The organism is Proluteimonas luteida (assembly GCF_021191695.1).
Taxonomy (GTDB): Bacteria; Pseudomonadota; Gammaproteobacteria; order Xanthomonadales; family Xanthomonadaceae; genus Luteimonas; species Luteimonas luteida.
Genome location: NZ_JAIWPT010000019.1, coordinates 1 through 16,256, shown reverse-complemented (window position 1 = coordinate 16,256; position 16,256 = coordinate 1). Strand labels below are relative to the sequence as shown.

Here is a 16,256-nt window from a genome sequence, read left to right as displayed (position 1 = left end):
GGATTGCTGCAATGCAGCGGCCCGGCCCTAGAATCGAACTCCCGTCATACGAACGAAGGACAGGATGCGCCCCGCACCCGTCGACACCGACCGCGCATCGCGGGCCAACCCCGGTCCAGCGCCTTGACCTGGCAGGACGTGACCCATTTCGGTGATGCGGTGCTGGTGCTGCCGCTGCTCGCCTGCGCGGCCGCGGTGCTCATGCTGCAGGGGCCTGAGGCGCGGCGCAGGGCGCTGCATTGGGCGCTGCTGGTCCTTGCGACGTTGATTCTGGTCGCGGCCAGCAAGATCGCGTTCTATGGCTGGGGCACCGGCGTCCGTCGCTGGAACCTGACCTGCTTCAGCGGCCATGCCGTGCTCGCATGGCTGACCTGGCCATGCCTGCTGATGCTGACGGTACCCATGCGACATCCCAAGGCGCGCATCCTCGCGTGTGTTGCCGGTGCCGCGATCGCGATGGTGGTCGCCTGGTCGCGGGTCGAACTCGGCGCGCATCCGGTCAGCGAGGTCGTCGCTGGCAGCGTGCTCGGGCTGGCCGCCACCCTCGTCGCCGTCCGCATGCTCCGTCCGCTCGCGCTCGGCCGCGGCGCATTCGTCGTCGGCCTGCCGGTGCTGGTCCTGGCGCTGTGGCTCGGCCAGGCGGGCAGCGTGCGCGTTCCCAGCGAACGCTGGTTCGCGAAGGCGGGCATGTGGCTGTCCGGCAACGAAACCGCGGTCGATCGCGGCGCCTGGCGCCGGCGGAGTCATTGACCTGCGTCGGGGAGACCCGTGGCCGAACGCAGCCTGTCGTCTTAACCGCATCGAGGGGCGCTGTTTGCCGTTGTTGCCGACCTGATCGAGGCAGTTGCCAGCGAATTGGCCGCAGGAGCCTGATTGGAGGTGGGGCGGGTCGAGTCCCGCCCGACAGCCCTGTGCGAATCGACTGGGCCACCCGCGTCAGAACTTCGGGTCGCAGTGCCACCGCCATGCGGTCTCGATGATCTCCGGCAGCGCCGGATAGCGCGGCGTCCAGCCCAGTTCGCTGCGTGCCAGCGCGCTCGAGGCCACCAGTACCGCCGGGTCGCCCGCGCGCCGCGGGGCGATGTCGAACGGGACCTCGCGTCCACCGACCGCCTGCGCCGCGGCGATCACCTCGCGCACCGAGAACCCCCGTCCGTTGCCGAGGTTGAACGCATGCGCGCCGGCATGCGCGTCCATGTACGCCAGCGCCTGCCAGTGCGCCTGCGCCAGGTCGTCGACGTGGATGTAGTCGCGCACGCAGGTGCCGTCCGGGGTCGGCCAGTCGTCGCCGAACACCTTGAGCCGGCTGCCGTCGCCCAGCGCCGCGCGCAGCACGTTCGGGATCAGGTGCGTCTCCGGCGTGTGCGCCTCGCCGATGTCGCCGTCGGCGCTGGCCCCGGCGGCATTGAAATAGCGCAGCGTCACCGAGCGCAGCCCGTAGGCGGCCGCGGCATCGGCGAGGATGCGCTCGACCATCAGCTTGCTGGCGCCGTAGGGATTGATCGGCGCTTTCGGGTGCGATTCGTCGATGCGCTCGGACACCGGCTCGCCGAACACCGCCGCCGTCGACGAGAACACCAGCCGGTCCACGCCGTGGCGCTGCATCGCGCGCAGCAGGTTCAGCGTGCCGACCACGTTGTTCCCGTAGTAGTCGTAGGGCAGTTGCACCGACTCGCCGACCAGCGAGCGCGCGCAGAAATGCATCACCGCATCGAACGGCCCGCGTGCGAACGCCGCGTCCAGCGATGCCGGATCCAGCAGGTCCGCCTCGACCAGCGGCCCGAAGCGCACCGCCTCGCGGTGACCCGTCGACAGATTGTCCAGCACCACCGGCTCGGCGCCGTGCGCGGCCAGCCATTTCGCCATGTGGCTGCCGATGTAGCCGGCGCCGCCACAGACGAGGATGCGAAGGGGGGCTGGGGACATATCGGGGCTTCCTTGGCGTAGCGGGCGGACAGGCAGGCGAGGGTCGATGATATCGCCCCGGGTTCAGGCACGCCGGCACCCGTCCACGCCGGCAATGGCGTAGGTCGGCCCCCACGCGGCCGGCACGCAAGGTGTCCCGGCACCCGTGGCGTCGGCGTCGCCCCGACCGACGGATGCGTGCCGTAGGCCGGCCCACGCGGCAGACGCGCGGGACTCTTGCTCACATGGCGTGAACTCAAGCATGATGCGAATTCATCTACCTGTCTGCGCTTGGGGGGCGCAATCGGGGATACCGCGTGCTCGATCCATGACGCAGTGCAGCAAATTTTCATTGCCCTGCGTCTTCACCTGTGCGAAATTTCCTCACACACGGTGAGAGAGAGCGGCAAGACCGGCCACGAGTGCCGGCAACGGCGGGCCCGCCGGAATGGAATCACACACATCACCGGACAGACCGGAGTCGGCAGCCCTGCGGAGGGGTGCTGCTGTCGTCGCCTGTTCATAATTCAGGAGCCGGGTCATGTTTCTTGCACCCAGTCGGCCCGATGCCGACGCGGACTGGCGTATCGCCAGCAAGTTCAGCGCGTTCTACGCGTCCATCCTGCGTGCATCCGACCTGGTGCTGCTGGCGGGCATGGGGGTGCTGGCCTACTGGCTGCGCTTCGGCAGCCTCGACCTGCCGCTTGACTACCTGCGCAACATCGTCCGTGCCTCGCTGTTCGCCCTGCTGGTGCTCAACGGCTCCACGCTGTACCGCAGCTGGCGCGGCCGCGGCTTGGTGCGCGAGTCCACCAAGCTGCTCGCGCTGTGGGCGCTGGTGTTCACGGTCGCCATCCTCTACACCGTCGCCCTGAGCGCCGGCGACCATTTCTCCCGCGTCTGGTGGGGCAGCTGGTTCGCGCTGACCGTCGCCGGCACCATCGCCACGCGCGTGGTGGTGCGCCGGTTCTCGGACCACCTGCGCGCCCGCGGCATCGACCAGCGCAGCGCGGTCATCGTCGGCGGCGGCCGCGAGGCCAAGCTGCTGGCCACCCGTTTCGCCGAACAGCCGTGGATCGGCATCGAGGTCAAGGGCTGGTTCGCGCCGCCGCATTCGCGCCAGCGCATGCAGGACATCCCGCTGCTGGGCACCGCCGACACCCTGGCCGACTACGTCGACAAGCACCACATCGACCAGATCTGGATCGCCCTGCCGATGAGCGCCGGCGACGAGATCCAGGAACTGCTGCGGCGCCTGCGCCACTCCACCGCCGACATCAAGTTCGTGCCGGACCTGTTCGGCATGCAGCTGCTCAACCACTCGGTGGAGCAGGTCGCGGGCGTGCCCATCATCAACCTGCGCAGCAGCCCCCTGCAGGACGCCGCCAGCGTGCTCAAGGCGGTCGAGGACAAGGTGCTGGGCGGCCTGATCCTGCTGCTGATCGCCCCGGTGATGCTGGCCGTCGCCATCGGCGTGAAGCTGTCCTCGCCCGGCCCGGTGTTCTTCAAGCAGCGCCGCCACGGCCTCAACGGCCGCGTCATCGACGTGCTGAAGTTCCGCAGCATGCGCGTGCATGCCGAGGAAACGGGCACCGTGACCCAGGCCACCAAGGGCGACCCGCGGGTCACCCGGTTCGGCAGCTTCCTGCGCCGCACCAGCCTCGACGAGCTGCCGCAGTTCCTCAACGTGATCAAGGGCGACATGTCCATCGTCGGCCCGCGCCCGCACGCCATCGCCCACAACCACCAGTACATGGAGCAGGTGGCCGACTACATGCAGCGCCACCGGGTCAAGCCCGGCATCACCGGTTGGGCCCAGGTCAACGGCCTGCGCGGCGAGACCGACACCCTGGACAAGATGGCCCGCCGCGTCGAGCACGACCTCTACTACCTGCAGAACTGGTCGCTGGCCTTCGACCTGAAGATCATCGTCATGACGGTGTTCAAGGGCTTCGTCGGCCGCAATGCGTACTGAGTCCGTGGGCGTTCCTGCTTCAGGAAGTACCCTTTCCCGGCCCGTGGCGGACAAGCCCGACCGGGACGCGAACCGGGAGCGGATGGATGGCCCGAACCAGCGACTCTTCGGCGCGGTGCCCGGACACCCTCAACTTCCAATCGAATCCGTGAATCACCTATGAAAATCGCCATTGCCGGCACCGGCTACGTCGGCCTCTCCAACGCCCTGCTGCTTGCCCAGCACCACACCGTGGTCGCGCTGGACATCGACGCCGCCAAGGTCGACATGCTCAACCGCCGGGAGTCGCCGCTCGACGACGTCGAGATCCGCGAATACCTGGCCAAGCCCGAACTCGACTTCACCGCCACAACCGACCCGGCCCAGGCCTATGCCGGTGCCGACTACGTCGTCATCGCCACCCCGACCGACTACGACACGAAGAGCAACTACTTCAACACCAGCTCGGTCGAGAGCGTCATCCGCAGCGTGCTGGGGATCAACCCGGCTGCGGTGATGGTGATCAAGTCGACCGTGCCCGTGGGCTACACCGCCAAGGTGCGCGAGCAGTTCGGCGCCGACAACATCCTGTTCTCGCCCGAATTCCTGCGCGAGGGCCGCGCGCTGTACGACAACCTGCACCCCAGCCGCATCGTCGTCGGCGAGCGCTCGCCCCGCGCGGAGATCTTCGGCAACCTGCTGCGCGAAGGCGCGATCCGCCAAGACGTGCCGATGCTGTTCACCGATTCCACCGAGGCCGAGGCGATCAAGCTCTTCGCCAACACCTACCTGGCCATGCGCGTGGCCTACTTCAACGAGCTCGACAGCTACGCCGCCAGCCACGGCCTGGACACCCGCCAGATCATCGACGGCGTCAGCCTCGACCCGCGCATCGGCAGCCACTACAACAACCCCAGCTTCGGTTACGGCGGCTACTGCCTGCCCAAGGACACCAAGCAGCTGCTGGCCAACTACAGCGAAGTGCCGCAGAACCTGATCCACGCCATCGTCGCCGCCAACCGCACCCGCAAGGACTTCGTCGCCGACGACGTGATCCGCCGCAACCCGAAGGTCGTCGGCATCTACCGCCTGGTCATGAAGGCCGGCTCGGACAATTTCCGCGCCTCGGCCATCCAGGGCGTGATGAAGCGGATCAAGGCCAAGGGCATCGAGGTGATCGTGTACGAGCCGGTGCTGGATGAACCCGAGTTCTTCAGGTCACGCGTGGTGAATGATCTCGTCCAGTTCAAACGCGAAGCCGATGTCGTGATTGCCAACCGCCTGAGTAACGACATTCGGGATATTCCGGAGAAAGTCTATACCCGGGATATTTTCGAGTCCGATTGAGTTAATTCCAAGGTAGATAGACGATGCGTCCCCAAGTGAAATTCGGCGACTTCACGGTTGATTGCCTGTCAAGGGCGGATCTCGTGGAGCTTGCCTTGAAAGACTGCGAACGCAATTCGCCTGCGAAATTGGTATTCGACGTCAATGGCCACGCGCTCTCGTTGGCAAGAACCGATCAGAGCTACCGAAGCGCCGTGCAACAAGCCGACATCGTACATGCGGATGGTGGGTTCATCGTTACGCTTTCGCACCGTCTTGGTCTTCCGGCCATTCCGGAGCGGAGTGCGACTACCGACATGATTCATGACTTTTCCGAGGCATTCTCTGGAACCGCGCACTCTTTCTATCTTCTTGGCGGCGAGGAGCGTGTTAACAAGCAATGCACAGAGATTCTACTGCAGCGCTATCCTGGTCTCCAGGTCGCCGGCCGCAGGAACGGCTTCTTCAGTCGAGAAGAGGAAGAGGAAGCAGTCGACGCGATCAATGAAAGTGGTGCGGCGATCCTCTGGGTTGGTCTTGGAAAGCCCAAGGAGCAGGAGTTCTGCGTACGCTGGAAAGACAGGCTCAAAGTGCGATGGATCGTTACTTGCGGTGGTTGTTACAACTACATCACCGGTGACTACGGTCGAGCACCTGCCTGGATGCAGCGCTCGAATCTCGAATGGGTGCACCGCATGGCGACCGAGCCCCGCAAGCTGTTCTGGCGCTACGCCATCACTACGCCGCACGCCCTGTGGATCGCCATGCGCGAACACAGCGCCAGCTGAGTTCAACCTGATCGGATTATTCATGTACGCAATTATAGAAGGTGGCATTACACCCAAAGGCCGTGTGCGCGTCAGTGGTGCAAAGAACTCTGCCACCCGTCTTCTGTCCGCGGCACTGCTAAGTGACGACGCCGTTGAGCTTTCCAACTTCCCGACCCGACTCGTGGATGTCGGTCACAAGATCGGCTTCTGCCAGCGAATGGGCGCGCAGATCGAGATCGACCACCAGAACGAACACCTGACGGTCCAAGCTTCTGGCTTCGAGTCCAGGTTGCTCTCGAGGGATGAATTCGACATTCCGATCCGCACCACCTATCTACTCGCTGCGGGTCAGGTGATCCGGTCCGGCATGGCGCGCGTGCCGTACCCCGGTGGATGCCCAATTGGGGGTGGAAGCGGCGGCGGACGAGGTTACGACCTTCACGTCATGGTCTGGCAGGCGCTGGGTGGACAGGTCACGGAGCGTGCGGACCACATTGAGATCCTCGCGCCTGATGGCTTCAAGGGTGGAGATATCAACTTCCCGATCAGTACGGTGGGCGGCACCGAGAATGCGTTGTTGTGTGCCAGCATCGCGGGTGGCCGCACCCAGATATTCAATGCGTACATTACGCCCGAGATCGAGGATCTGATTGCTCTCCTACGACGTATGGGTGCAGAGATCTCGATCTTCGGTACCAGTCACATCGTGGTGGACGGCCGAGCCGGAAAGCTCTCTGGCGCCCGAATGCCAGTGATGACCGACCGTATCGAAGCGCTGACCTGGGTGGTGTACGCCATTCTGGCCAAAGGGGAGATCACGATCGATCAGGTTCCCTTCTCCTCCATGCAGGTGCCATTGATCCATATCGAACAAGCCGGTGTGGATCTGCTGAAGAACTCGCAGTCCATCCATGTCACACCGGATTGCCTGACCTCGGGAATCGTACAACCGTTCGAGTTGGCCTGCGGTGCCCACCCGGGTGTCATTTCCGACATGCAGGCGTTCTACGTGATGCTTGGACTTGCCGCATCCGGCACTTCACGGATTTTCGATTATCGCTATCCAGAGCGGATCGCTTTCGTGCGCGAGCTCGCCAAACTGGTGGACGGCGACCATCTGGCTGCGGAGCGCGGCAAGATCACCGTGAACGGGCCGGCGCGGTTCAAGGCGGGTGTCGCGGATTCGACTGATCTTCGCGGCAGCATGGCGGCGGTAATCGCTGCGCTATGTGCCCGTGGCGAATCCAGAATCCTCAATGTCCAAATGGCGTTGCGCGGCTACAACGGCCTCGATTCCAAGCTCCACCAGCTCGGGTCGCATATCAAAATCTTCGATGAGGCCGATTGATGGTCTCCGAAGTCCCTCAGCACGCTACCGACACATTGGCCTCCCTGTTGGCGGCCGAGCTGCCGGGACGCGTACGTCGGCATGTGATGCTCTCGGAGATATCACGCTGGCGAATCGGTGGGCCTGCTGCGATCTACGTCGAGCCACGCAGCAGCGCCGAAGCCGCGAGAGTGATGGCCTTGATGGCGGACCGCCCCGAACCGCTGTTTATCATGGGGGACTCGACCAATACGTTGTTTGATGATCGGGGTTTTTCCGGTGTGATCATGCGTATTGGCAGGAATCTGTCCGCAATGGAGATCGGTGGCAAAAGTGTCTGGGCGCAGGCGGGAGTCTGGATGCCGCATTTCGCCAAGGCCGTTGGGTCGGCAGGGCTTGGTGGAATCGAACATACGATTGGAATTCCCGGGACGCTGGGTGGCTTGATCGTCATGAATGGTGGGAGTCAGCGCAAGGGCATCGGCGTTAATGTCAAAGAAGCATTATGCGCGGACGAACACGGAAACTTCTTCGCGCTTGATCAAACGCAATGTGGATTCTCTTATCGCACGTCAGCTCTACAGCGACGACGTGTTGTATTGCTAGAAGCAACGCTGCAGTTCCAGCCGCGCAGTCGCCAGGACGTAAGAGCCGACATGCTGTCGATACTGCGTGATCGGCGCGGGAAATTTCCACAGAAGCTACCCAATTGTGGTTCGACATTCCTGTCCAATCCTGCGATGTACGAGCACGTGGGGCCTCCCGGTCGCGTGATCGAAGGGGCGGGCCTGAAAGGACTGCGACGCGGCGGGGCCCAAATTTCAAAGTTGCATGCAAATTTCATTGTCAATACGGGGGGGGCGACTTCAGACGACGTTTTATGGTTAATCAACCATATTCGATCCGAAGTGTTTATACGCACCGGATACGCAATGGACTGTGAGGTGCGCCATTTATCTCCAGAAGGCGTCCTGCGAGCAGCCCATGAAAGTGCGCTTGAGCGTTGGAGATCGAGAAGCTCCGGAGTAGCGCGGTGAGTCGCTTTTGCAAAGACGTGGTTACCGTCGTTCTCGGAAGAAGCGTCATACGCGCATCTCAATTCGTATCATTCATTCTGCTGGCCCGATTCTTGACGGTAGAGGAGTTCGGTTGGTTTGGATTGATTTCCAGCGCAATCACCATGGCGGTGATGCTTGGAAGCCTTGGCTTGAGGCAGTCAATTGCATACCACGTCGGAAATGGAGTGCTTACTCTCAAGCAGAGCATGGGTTCCATCGCGTGTTTGTTTCCTTTACTCGCGGCCGGCAGCAGTCTTGCTGTGTTTGCCCTGTACGGAAAATCGACGCCGGCGACAAGTTATTCGTTTGTTCTCGTAGCAGTTGGCACGGCCGTAAGCTGTGCATTGCTTATCGCAGTACTACAAGGAATCTTGCTTGCGACTGGAAATATCAAGGCGTTCAGTCTGACCGAAACAAGTCCCCGTGTGGTAGTCGCGATACTAGTGGCGATGTTCGTTGTCTTCGGATTTCTAAACTTGGATACCGCCTTGGCTTCGTATGCAGCGGGATTCCTGGTTGTTGCACCATGGTTATTCTTCTCGGCGCTAAAACTAGCGGGAGGATTTTCATTGCCCCGGTGGGATCAGCTGAAAAATCTGGTCTTATTTGGGCTTGGGTTTGCAGTAAACCTATTCTTAATTTTCGGTATTTCTCGAATAGGAATTTTCGTGCTTGAGCACTACCATGAAGCTGATTCCGCTGGCCTTCTATTTGCCGCAGTCCGGGTGAATGAAATTCTTCTTGAGATCGCTGCGGCAATCGGGATTGTTGTCTTCTCAAATGCGGTCCAGAAGAACGTTGAAGATGCCGACTTTGTTGACAGAACGAGCAGGCTGGCATGCTTAGTGTTTTGGTCGTTCAGTGCGCTGGGCGTGGTGATTGCCCTCGTTGGAACTCAAATGGTAACCCTTGTCGCTGGTGAAAAATATGCGGGCGCAGGTGATGCACTTTCGATTCTGGCACTAGTCCTGGGCGCCGCTTCGGCGAACAAGGTTATATATCCAGCGGTGGCAGGGCGTGGGCAGCCATTTTTTGGGACACCCTCCATTATGCTCGGCATCATTTTTTCGTGTGCTGCCGCGATAATGCTAGTCCCAACTAAAGGGCTGGTCGGGGCCGCCATTGCCATTGCAGGCGGGCAGATGGTCATCTTTCTTTCCTATATCGTGTCCTTCAGGGTGACCTATAAAACGCCATTAACGAGGTTTTTGATTCCAAGAATGTGTGATGTCCGGCAGATTTTGTCGGTAGTCAAGAGAAGGCTTGGGCGGCGGAGATGAAAATACATAATTCATTATCTAAAGTCAGCGATATCGCGAGGCCGAAGGTCAGTGTCATTACCGGTTATTACAACCGTGCCAATTTCGTTGATTCAACGATTCTGTCTATCCTGAACCAAACCTACATTAATATTGAATTGATTGCTTTCGACGATAGGTCCTCTGACGGCACCGGCGAGAGAATGCTAGATCTGCAAGATCGGATTCAGGACGATAGGCTTAAGGTGATAATCCATGAACGGAACAAGGGGTTTACCGTTGGAATGATTGATGCGATAGCTTCGTCATCTGGCGAGTATATCTGTGTGCAAGGCTCCGGCGATATTTCGCTGCCTGATCGGATTGCTCGTCAAGTCGAGGTTCTTGACAAGAATCCTGAAGTTGGCGCCGTTGGCTGTTGGTATACAAATATTGTTTCGACAACAGGCGCGCGCCGCCCTTGTAGGCCGTCTGCCGACGAGGTTGGATTCGACGAATTATTTAAAAAAAATGTATTTTCTCACGGCGAAGTGATGATGCGCCGGAGCGTTTACGAAAAGGCTGGTGGATATCGCGCCGCTTTTAAATTTTGTCAGGATATTGATTTGTGGTTGCGCATCTCGAGAATCGCAAAGTTGGCAACAGTTCAAGATTACTTATATGAAAGATTTGTTCGATTTGACGGTGTTTCATATGATCCCAAGAAGTTTGCCATACAAGCGCGATATTCCTTGCTCGCAAGGCGAATAGCGTTGATGTCTAGTACACAAGCTGATTCAGCTTTGCGCCAACTTGAAATAGATGGGCCGCTAGTCCTTGTCGAACAATCAGATAAGGACTTTCAACGCCACTGCCTCAAGGCGGTGATTCGATCCATGATCTTTGGCGGCAATAGAGAAGCTGAGGAACTGGCTGAGGTGACAATCGTAAGCCCTGCTCTGCGCAAGGCTCTGATTGCAGCAATCCGGATCTATGCATTGCCGTTGCTATTTCCTGTACGGAAACTATTGCCAAAAGCGTTTGGAGTTAGCACGTGATCCGAGTCGCGGATAGCAATATGTCGCCAGCATACGCAAACAATGAGCATCGCTCTACGACCCTAGGCTTGGTCGCTTTCATTCTTGCTACTATCTGTCTTGGTGTGCAACTCCCGGATGTCGGTCTAAAGCTAGGTAATCTGATAATGCTTACGGGATCGGCTTTGGCGATCTCTTTAGTACTGATCTCTAGAAGTCAGCCTGTGCGGTTTAGATACCATTTTTACTCTTTTGATTGGGTGTACTTAATGTACATAGCATGGTGCCTTGCCAGCATGCTATGGTCAAAAAGCCGTACTGAAACGGCAGTGCAGACTTTTTTTCTACTTTTAGTATGGCTGGCAGTTTTGCATTTACGCTCCGTACCCACGCGTTTGGCGATCAGCACACTAATCCGTACAGCGGTTTTGATTTCTATAGCTTCTTTCATTGTGGCTGCGATCTTTCCGACGATAGGGTTTCAGCCGCATTCGACAACCGGGCTACCGGAGTTGCGTGGATTTTTTGGGCACCAGCAACGCCTCGGACTTTTTTGTGGGCTAGCTTTAGGCCTGCTCATCTTGGTATGGGCAAATGGCGAGTTACGTGAATATCTAAACTGGGGGCGAAAGAAGGCAGTATTGGCAATGATTATCGTGCTCCTGGCCTTCATTGCCGCACAGGCTCGTCTATTTGCTGCAGCATTTGTAATCTCGTTACTTTTGACTATTGGCCTCTCGAAGCCCGGGGTGCTGAGGAATATGACAATATCCTCCATTGTCTTGGGGGTGTTAGTCATTTCTCTGTATTCCAATCAAGTCATGGGCTTGATAGATGCGATCGGAATGGAAGGGAACTCGCTTTCCGGGCGAACAGTAGTTTGGGAGAGATCAGTTGAGGTAGCCAATGCCGCGCCATTGCTAGGCCACGGATACTCGAGCTTCTTCAGCAATCACTTCGACTACATATGGGGGAACTACAGGGCGCCTCATGCACACTCTTCAATAGTTCAAGCTTACTTTGAAACAGGAATCGTAGGCCTAGGTTTGACGATATGCTTGGTGTTCACTCAAATGCGGGAATCACTCAAAGTCGGATCTGTAAATAGGAAGTATTCGTACTCATTATTCGCGATTATTCTGACAATCACGTCTAGTTTGACTGGTGTCACGTATGCCGGAAAGCCAACAGTTTTGTTTTCGATGATGATGCTTATTCTCGCTATGGAGAGGCAAGAATCCAGACGCAGAAAGGTTGTGGCTCGAAGCACGGTAATAGTTAGTTCCTAGCTAAGGTCAACCGGATAAGAATACGAATGGCAGATGCAAGAGAGACTTGGATCGATTCTGTAAAGGGACTAACAATTTCCCTCGTGGCCCTTCATCATGTCTTCGTCGGAGTAAGAGAAAATATCGGAGTTCCAGCAGAAGTTTCACACTGGTACGCTGCCTCAACATCTATACGAATGCCACTTTTCTTTTTGGTGGCGGGTTTTTTTGCTGCGAAGTCGGTTCAATTACCCTTGCGGAAATTCATAGACTCTAAAGTACTGCATTTCTTTTATTTTTATCTCGTCTGGGGAATTGTCTATGTAGTTCTCCGCGATGGATTTGCCTCTGGTGTTCTCGGCTTTATTCAAAATGGATTTTTAAAGATTATATTGGGATCTTACTTATGGTTCCTCTATGCGTTAAGTCTATCTTTCATCATCTTGAGGGTGACGAGCCGGATCTCTCCGATTATCCAAATCGCAATTTTCTCTGCTTTCTCGGCCCAGATCATAATTTTTCATCAAGATTCACAAAACATTATTCTGAAGACCCTTAAGATATATCCGTTTTTTTTGATTGGCACTTATGCGTCAGAATGGATTCGCAACTTTGCCGTAATTTCAAACTGGCCCCAAGCTCTCGGGCTTGGGCTGGGGATGATTCTATCTTATTTAGCGGTGGGGTTCTTCGGTTTGAACTCAAGCGCGGTTTTATTTTATATATTGGCTTTTTTTGCGATAGGTACTTCATTGAGCTCCGTATATTTGCTGCGGAATAGCTTCATTGGGAGGATGTTTTCTTACATCGGTGAACGGAGCCTATATATTTACTTGATTCATTTTATTCCAGCTGCCGGATTTCGGGTATTAGCTGAGAAGCTTGGGATTCGCGATGCATTTTCAATAGTTCTACTGGGTACGGTGGTCTCTATAGGCCTGCCAATCGTTATTTATAATTCCCTATTTAAATCAAGGCTGAAATTTCTATTTGTTCGACCTGCGGTGCTGAGAGTTGGGAAGTAATTTTCGTTGCGAATATTGATCTAGATAATTAGGTGAGCGGGTTATGTATACTATTGGCATCTTATCCATGCATCGAATATTGAATTACGGCTCGTTCTTACAGGGCTATGGATTGAAACAGGTGCTTCGATCCTTGGATCCTGATGCAAGGATAGGATTTCTAGATTATCGGCCCGGCCCTCCGCTCGTTGAGTCAAAGGAGGGTAATGTTCGCGGCTTCGCTAGAGTTGCCAAGAAACTGTCCGAATACAGCAAGGTAGACGCGAAGGTGCTTGATAAGATCCGTTTCTTCAATCACAAGCGCACTTATGCTCGACGTTACTTCCCAATGCTTGGTCTCACGCCCGAGCCGAACTATGATCGTCGTATTGACTTGCAAATTATTGGGAGCGATGAGGTTTTCAACTGCGTGCAAGCCAACGCCAATGTTGGCTATAGCCGTGATCTTTTTGGCCATGCATCGCCTGCCAGGAAGCTTATTTCGTACGCAGGCTCCTTCGGTAACACTACGATTGAGAAGATCCGCAAGTATGGTTTGGAAGCGGAGTTGGCCGCTGACTTCGCGCGATTCGATGACATATCGGTGAGGGATGAGAATTCTCGTGGAATTGTTCGCGAGTTAATCGGTGTTGATCCGGCATTGAATGTTGATCCCGTCCTTGCGTACGATTTTATGCGCGACTGCCATGATATTCCTAAGGAAATGCTCATAGAAAAACCTTATCTTATTGTTTATGCCTATCCGGGCCGCATAAGCGAGAAAGAAAGTGCTCATATCAGGCGGTATGCGCGAGAAAATGGACTGCTCGTTGTCTGTCTGGGTGGAATTCAGTCCTGTTGTGACATATTTATAGATTGCAGCCCGTTCGAGGTGCTTGCGTTGTTCCGGGATGCCGCTGGGATCATCACAGATACTTTTCACGGATCCATATTCTCTATCATCAATGAGAAGATTTTCATAACACTTATCCGAAAAAGTCATGGTGACGGATATGGGAATGAGGAGAAGCTAGGTTATCTGTTGGACTATCTGAAGTTAACCGGGCAGGGAACGTTTGATTTGAGTCATGATGCGATTGAGCAGCGACTTGCAGGATCTATCGACTATGGCGAGACTAGACGAATCCTTGGCGAGGCTCGATCGTTCGCGCGATCCTATCTCGAACGAAATCTCGTCAATGTGAGGAAGTTGGCGTGAAAATCAACACTAGTCGACCAAAAGAGAGTTTGAAGGCATTTCTTCAAAAGATCCGTTTACATTACCTAGCATACAAGGATATCCGGCGATTTTCCGGTCATGCTGCTTTTTCTTTATTTGATGGCGGATATAGGCAAGTTTGCTCTCGAATTATGTACAACGTTCATGCGATCGAAAAAGGTTTGTCGCGTGACATGAATATGCGGCCTGGATTCGGTAGGAAGGCGTTCTCTGACCTTAATGATGCAATGGTGGTGTACACAGACAGTAACTTTCCAATGGATTCGTATGCCTATGCTCAAGGCAGGTCTATTGTTCATCGGTATCTTGAAGCCCATGGCGCGGACCTTGACTCCGGACTAACTGCGCTGGAGGTGGTGGATCCGGCGCTTAAAGATGGGAGTGAATCCTTCGTTGCCGCGGGCACCAAAGTTATCCGCCGTGTGGATAAGTTATCTAATTCCTCAAAAGGGTTTTATCATCTTGCCCAGGGGAGATCGAGTATCCGGGAGTTTTCCGGTGATCCAATTGATCTAGAGAAGGTAAACGATTGCCTCAGGAATGCCGCTAAAACACCTTCGGTGTGCAACAGGCAAGGGTGGAGCGTGTATGTCGTCACGAATAAGGACAAGATGCGTGATCTGCTTCGCCTCCAGCGGGGGTTCAAAGGCTATCCTGTTCTCCCTGAGTGTGTGCTCGTTGTTGTGGTTACGAACAATGCATTTCTGAGTCCGGTTGAGCGAAATGAGGCCTTTGTTGATGGAGGCCTGTTCTCCATGAGTGTTCTTTATGGTCTTGAGTATGAAGGTCTTGCTGCGGTTCCACTTAATGCGATGATGAATTCGCGTGACGAGCGAGACATCCGTAATCTTGTGGAGGTGGATAATTCGGAGCAGATAATTATGTTTATTGCGGTGGGTGCATTTAAGGATGAAACGGTCGTTCCGATATCCGACCGAAAGCCTCTTTCTGATTATGTATCCTATATACGTTGATATGTTCCGTTGGAATGTAATGAGTGCCCCTGAATAACTCGTTTGACGCAGGAGGTATAGTTCGTTTTTCCCTGTAGGGGTGTGTTCCGGAACTACAAGATTGACCAGCCTTTGGCTGCTTAGACGTAGCCTTCCCCAGAGAAGACGTCATTGGTAAGGAGAACATCTGGCGGGTTAGTCCTGAAGGAGGTTCTCAATGCGCAAGAGTCGATTCACTGAGTTGCAGATCGTGGCGATCCTGAAGGAGGCCGACAGCGGTCTTCCGATCAAGGATCTGGTTCGCAAGCACGGTGTCAGCGTGCCGACCTACTACAAGTGGAAGTCGAAGCACGGCGGCATGGACGTGGCCGAGCTGGCGCGGGTAAGCGAGCTTGAGCAGGAAAACAGCAAGCTCAAGCGGATGTACGCGGATCTGGCGCTGGAGGAACGTGGCGATCAAGGACCTGATCGCAAGAAAGGCAGTGGGACCGCTGAGGCGCCGCGAAGTCGCGGAAGCCTTTGTGGTCGAGCATGGGATGTCGGTGCGTCGTGCGTGCCGTGTGGCCCGGCTACCGTAGCGGTCCTGCTATCGGACGCCTGCCGATGCCCTTGCCGGCGACGCCGAGGTGATCGAGGCGCTGCAGGCCATTGTCGCCCGGTACGGGCGTTTGGGGGTTCTGGAAGTGCTTCCGGCGGTTGCGGCTGGACGGCCACCCCTGGAACCACAAGCGGGTGTAGCAGGTGTACTGCCGACTTGCGCTGAACCTGCCACGGCGGACGAAGAAGCGGTTGCCGAAGCGGGAGCGGCAAACCTTGGAGGTACCGATGCAGGCCAATGCCTTGTGGTCGATGGACTTCATGGCCGACACGCTCTAAGGCGGTCGACGGTTCCGGACCCTCAATGTCCTGGACGAAGGCGTCCGGGAAGCGCTGGCCATCGAGATCGATACCAGTCTGCGGGCCGAACGGGTGATCCGGGTGCTGGAGCAGCTCAGGGACTGGCGCGGCTTGCGCCGGGCGATCCAGTACGAGTGCGAAGCCTACCCTCGGGTGTAATGACCCAGCAGTTTCTGCACAGGTCAGGCCGCTAAGGCATGCGCCTGGGCGGGTGTTTTCATGCCCAGCGCCTGGTGCGGGCGCTGGTGGTTGTAGAAGTGGATCCAGTCGCCGATCGCA

The 16,256-nt window shown here is 56.6% G+C and carries 15 protein-coding genes and 1 pseudogene; 13 read left to right on the top strand and 3 right to left on the bottom strand.

The features are described 5' to 3' along the window. Nucleotides 1–159: 159 nt before the first annotated feature. Entirely contained in the window at nt 160–750 is a 591-nt protein-coding gene (locus LDO26_RS15130; RefSeq protein ID WP_232131929.1) for a phosphatase PAP2 family protein, read from the top strand. A gap of 186 nt (nt 751–936) precedes the next feature. On the opposite strand, the gene galE is transcribed toward LDO26_RS15130, so the two are convergent. After that, the gene (galE, locus tag LDO26_RS15125; protein ID WP_232131928.1) at nt 937–1,926 is read right to left on the bottom strand and encodes a UDP-glucose 4-epimerase GalE; all 990 of its coding nucleotides are present in this window, start codon (nt 1,924–1,926) and stop codon (nt 937–939) included. 520 nt (nt 1,927–2,446) lie between these two features. On the opposite strand from galE, the gene LDO26_RS15120 reads away from it, so the two are divergent. From LDO26_RS15120 to LDO26_RS18325, 12 genes and pseudogenes are all read left to right on the top strand, one after another. Next, a complete protein-coding gene (locus tag LDO26_RS15120; protein ID WP_255682264.1) occupies nt 2,447–3,880 on the top strand; it encodes an undecaprenyl-phosphate glucose phosphotransferase in 1,434 nt (477 codons plus the stop codon). A gap of 159 nt (nt 3,881–4,039) precedes the next feature. Beyond that, complete coding sequence (locus LDO26_RS15115) at nt 4,040–5,206, top strand: nucleotide sugar dehydrogenase (RefSeq protein WP_232131927.1); 1,167 nt, start codon at nt 4,040–4,042, stop codon at nt 5,204–5,206. Nucleotides 5,207–5,241: 35 nt separating this feature from the next. Further along, nucleotides 5,242–5,973, top strand: coding sequence for a WecB/TagA/CpsF family glycosyltransferase (locus tag LDO26_RS15110; protein ID WP_232131926.1), 732 nt, complete (start codon nt 5,242–5,244; stop codon nt 5,971–5,973). 22 nt (nt 5,974–5,995) lie between these two features. Then, complete coding sequence (locus tag LDO26_RS15105; protein WP_232131925.1) at nt 5,996–7,303, top strand: UDP-N-acetylglucosamine 1-carboxyvinyltransferase; 1,308 nt, start codon at nt 5,996–5,998, stop codon at nt 7,301–7,303. Continuing rightward, entirely contained in the window at nt 7,303–8,319 is a 1,017-nt protein-coding gene (gene murB, locus LDO26_RS15100; protein ID WP_232131924.1) for a UDP-N-acetylmuramate dehydrogenase, read from the top strand. Before LDO26_RS15105 ends, murB begins: the two co-directional genes overlap by 1 nt. Next, on the top strand, nt 8,316–9,620 hold the full coding sequence (locus LDO26_RS15095; protein WP_232131923.1) for an oligosaccharide flippase family protein: 1,305 nt from the start codon (nt 8,316–8,318) through the stop codon (nt 9,618–9,620). Before murB ends, LDO26_RS15095 begins: the two co-directional genes overlap by 4 nt. Then, nucleotides 9,617–10,636 (top strand): glycosyltransferase, encoded by a 1,020-nt coding sequence (locus tag LDO26_RS15090; RefSeq protein ID WP_232131922.1) that lies wholly within the window; start codon nt 9,617–9,619, stop codon nt 10,634–10,636. The genes LDO26_RS15095 and LDO26_RS15090 overlap by 4 nt, the downstream gene beginning before the upstream one ends. Beyond that, nucleotides 10,633–11,904, top strand: coding sequence for an O-antigen ligase family protein (locus LDO26_RS18250; RefSeq protein ID WP_232131921.1), 1,272 nt, complete (start codon nt 10,633–10,635; stop codon nt 11,902–11,904). The genes LDO26_RS15090 and LDO26_RS18250 overlap by 4 nt, the downstream gene beginning before the upstream one ends. A 26-nt stretch (nt 11,905–11,930) precedes the next feature. After that, on the top strand, nt 11,931–12,908 hold the full coding sequence (locus LDO26_RS15080) for an acyltransferase family protein (RefSeq protein ID WP_232131920.1): 978 nt from the start codon (nt 11,931–11,933) through the stop codon (nt 12,906–12,908). A gap of 67 nt (nt 12,909–12,975) precedes the next feature. After that, nucleotides 12,976–14,106, top strand: a complete 1,131-nt coding sequence (locus LDO26_RS15075; RefSeq protein ID WP_232131919.1) for a polysaccharide pyruvyl transferase family protein — start codon at nt 12,976–12,978, stop codon at nt 14,104–14,106. Beyond that, nucleotides 14,103–15,101: a nitroreductase family protein gene (locus LDO26_RS15070; protein WP_232131918.1), complete on the top strand. Its 999-nt coding sequence runs from the start codon at nt 14,103–14,105 to the stop codon at nt 15,099–15,101. The genes LDO26_RS15075 and LDO26_RS15070 overlap by 4 nt, the downstream gene beginning before the upstream one ends. Nucleotides 15,102–15,297: 196 nt before the next feature. After that, nucleotides 15,298–15,450, top strand: a pseudogene (locus LDO26_RS18325) (transposase); the annotation flags it as partial. A gap of 199 nt (nt 15,451–15,649) precedes the next feature. Here LDO26_RS18325 and LDO26_RS15060 read toward each other — a convergent pair. Together LDO26_RS15060 and LDO26_RS15055 are read right to left on the bottom strand one after the other, a co-directional pair. Next, the gene (locus tag LDO26_RS15060; RefSeq protein ID WP_232131916.1) at nt 15,650–15,940 is read right to left on the bottom strand and encodes a hypothetical protein; all 291 of its coding nucleotides are present in this window, start codon (nt 15,938–15,940) and stop codon (nt 15,650–15,652) included. Nucleotides 15,941–16,159: 219 nt separating this feature from the next. After that, a complete protein-coding gene (locus LDO26_RS15055; RefSeq protein ID WP_343226178.1) occupies nt 16,160–16,252 on the bottom strand; it encodes an integrase core domain-containing protein in 93 nt (30 codons plus the stop codon). Nucleotides 16,253–16,256: the final 4 nt, after the last annotated feature.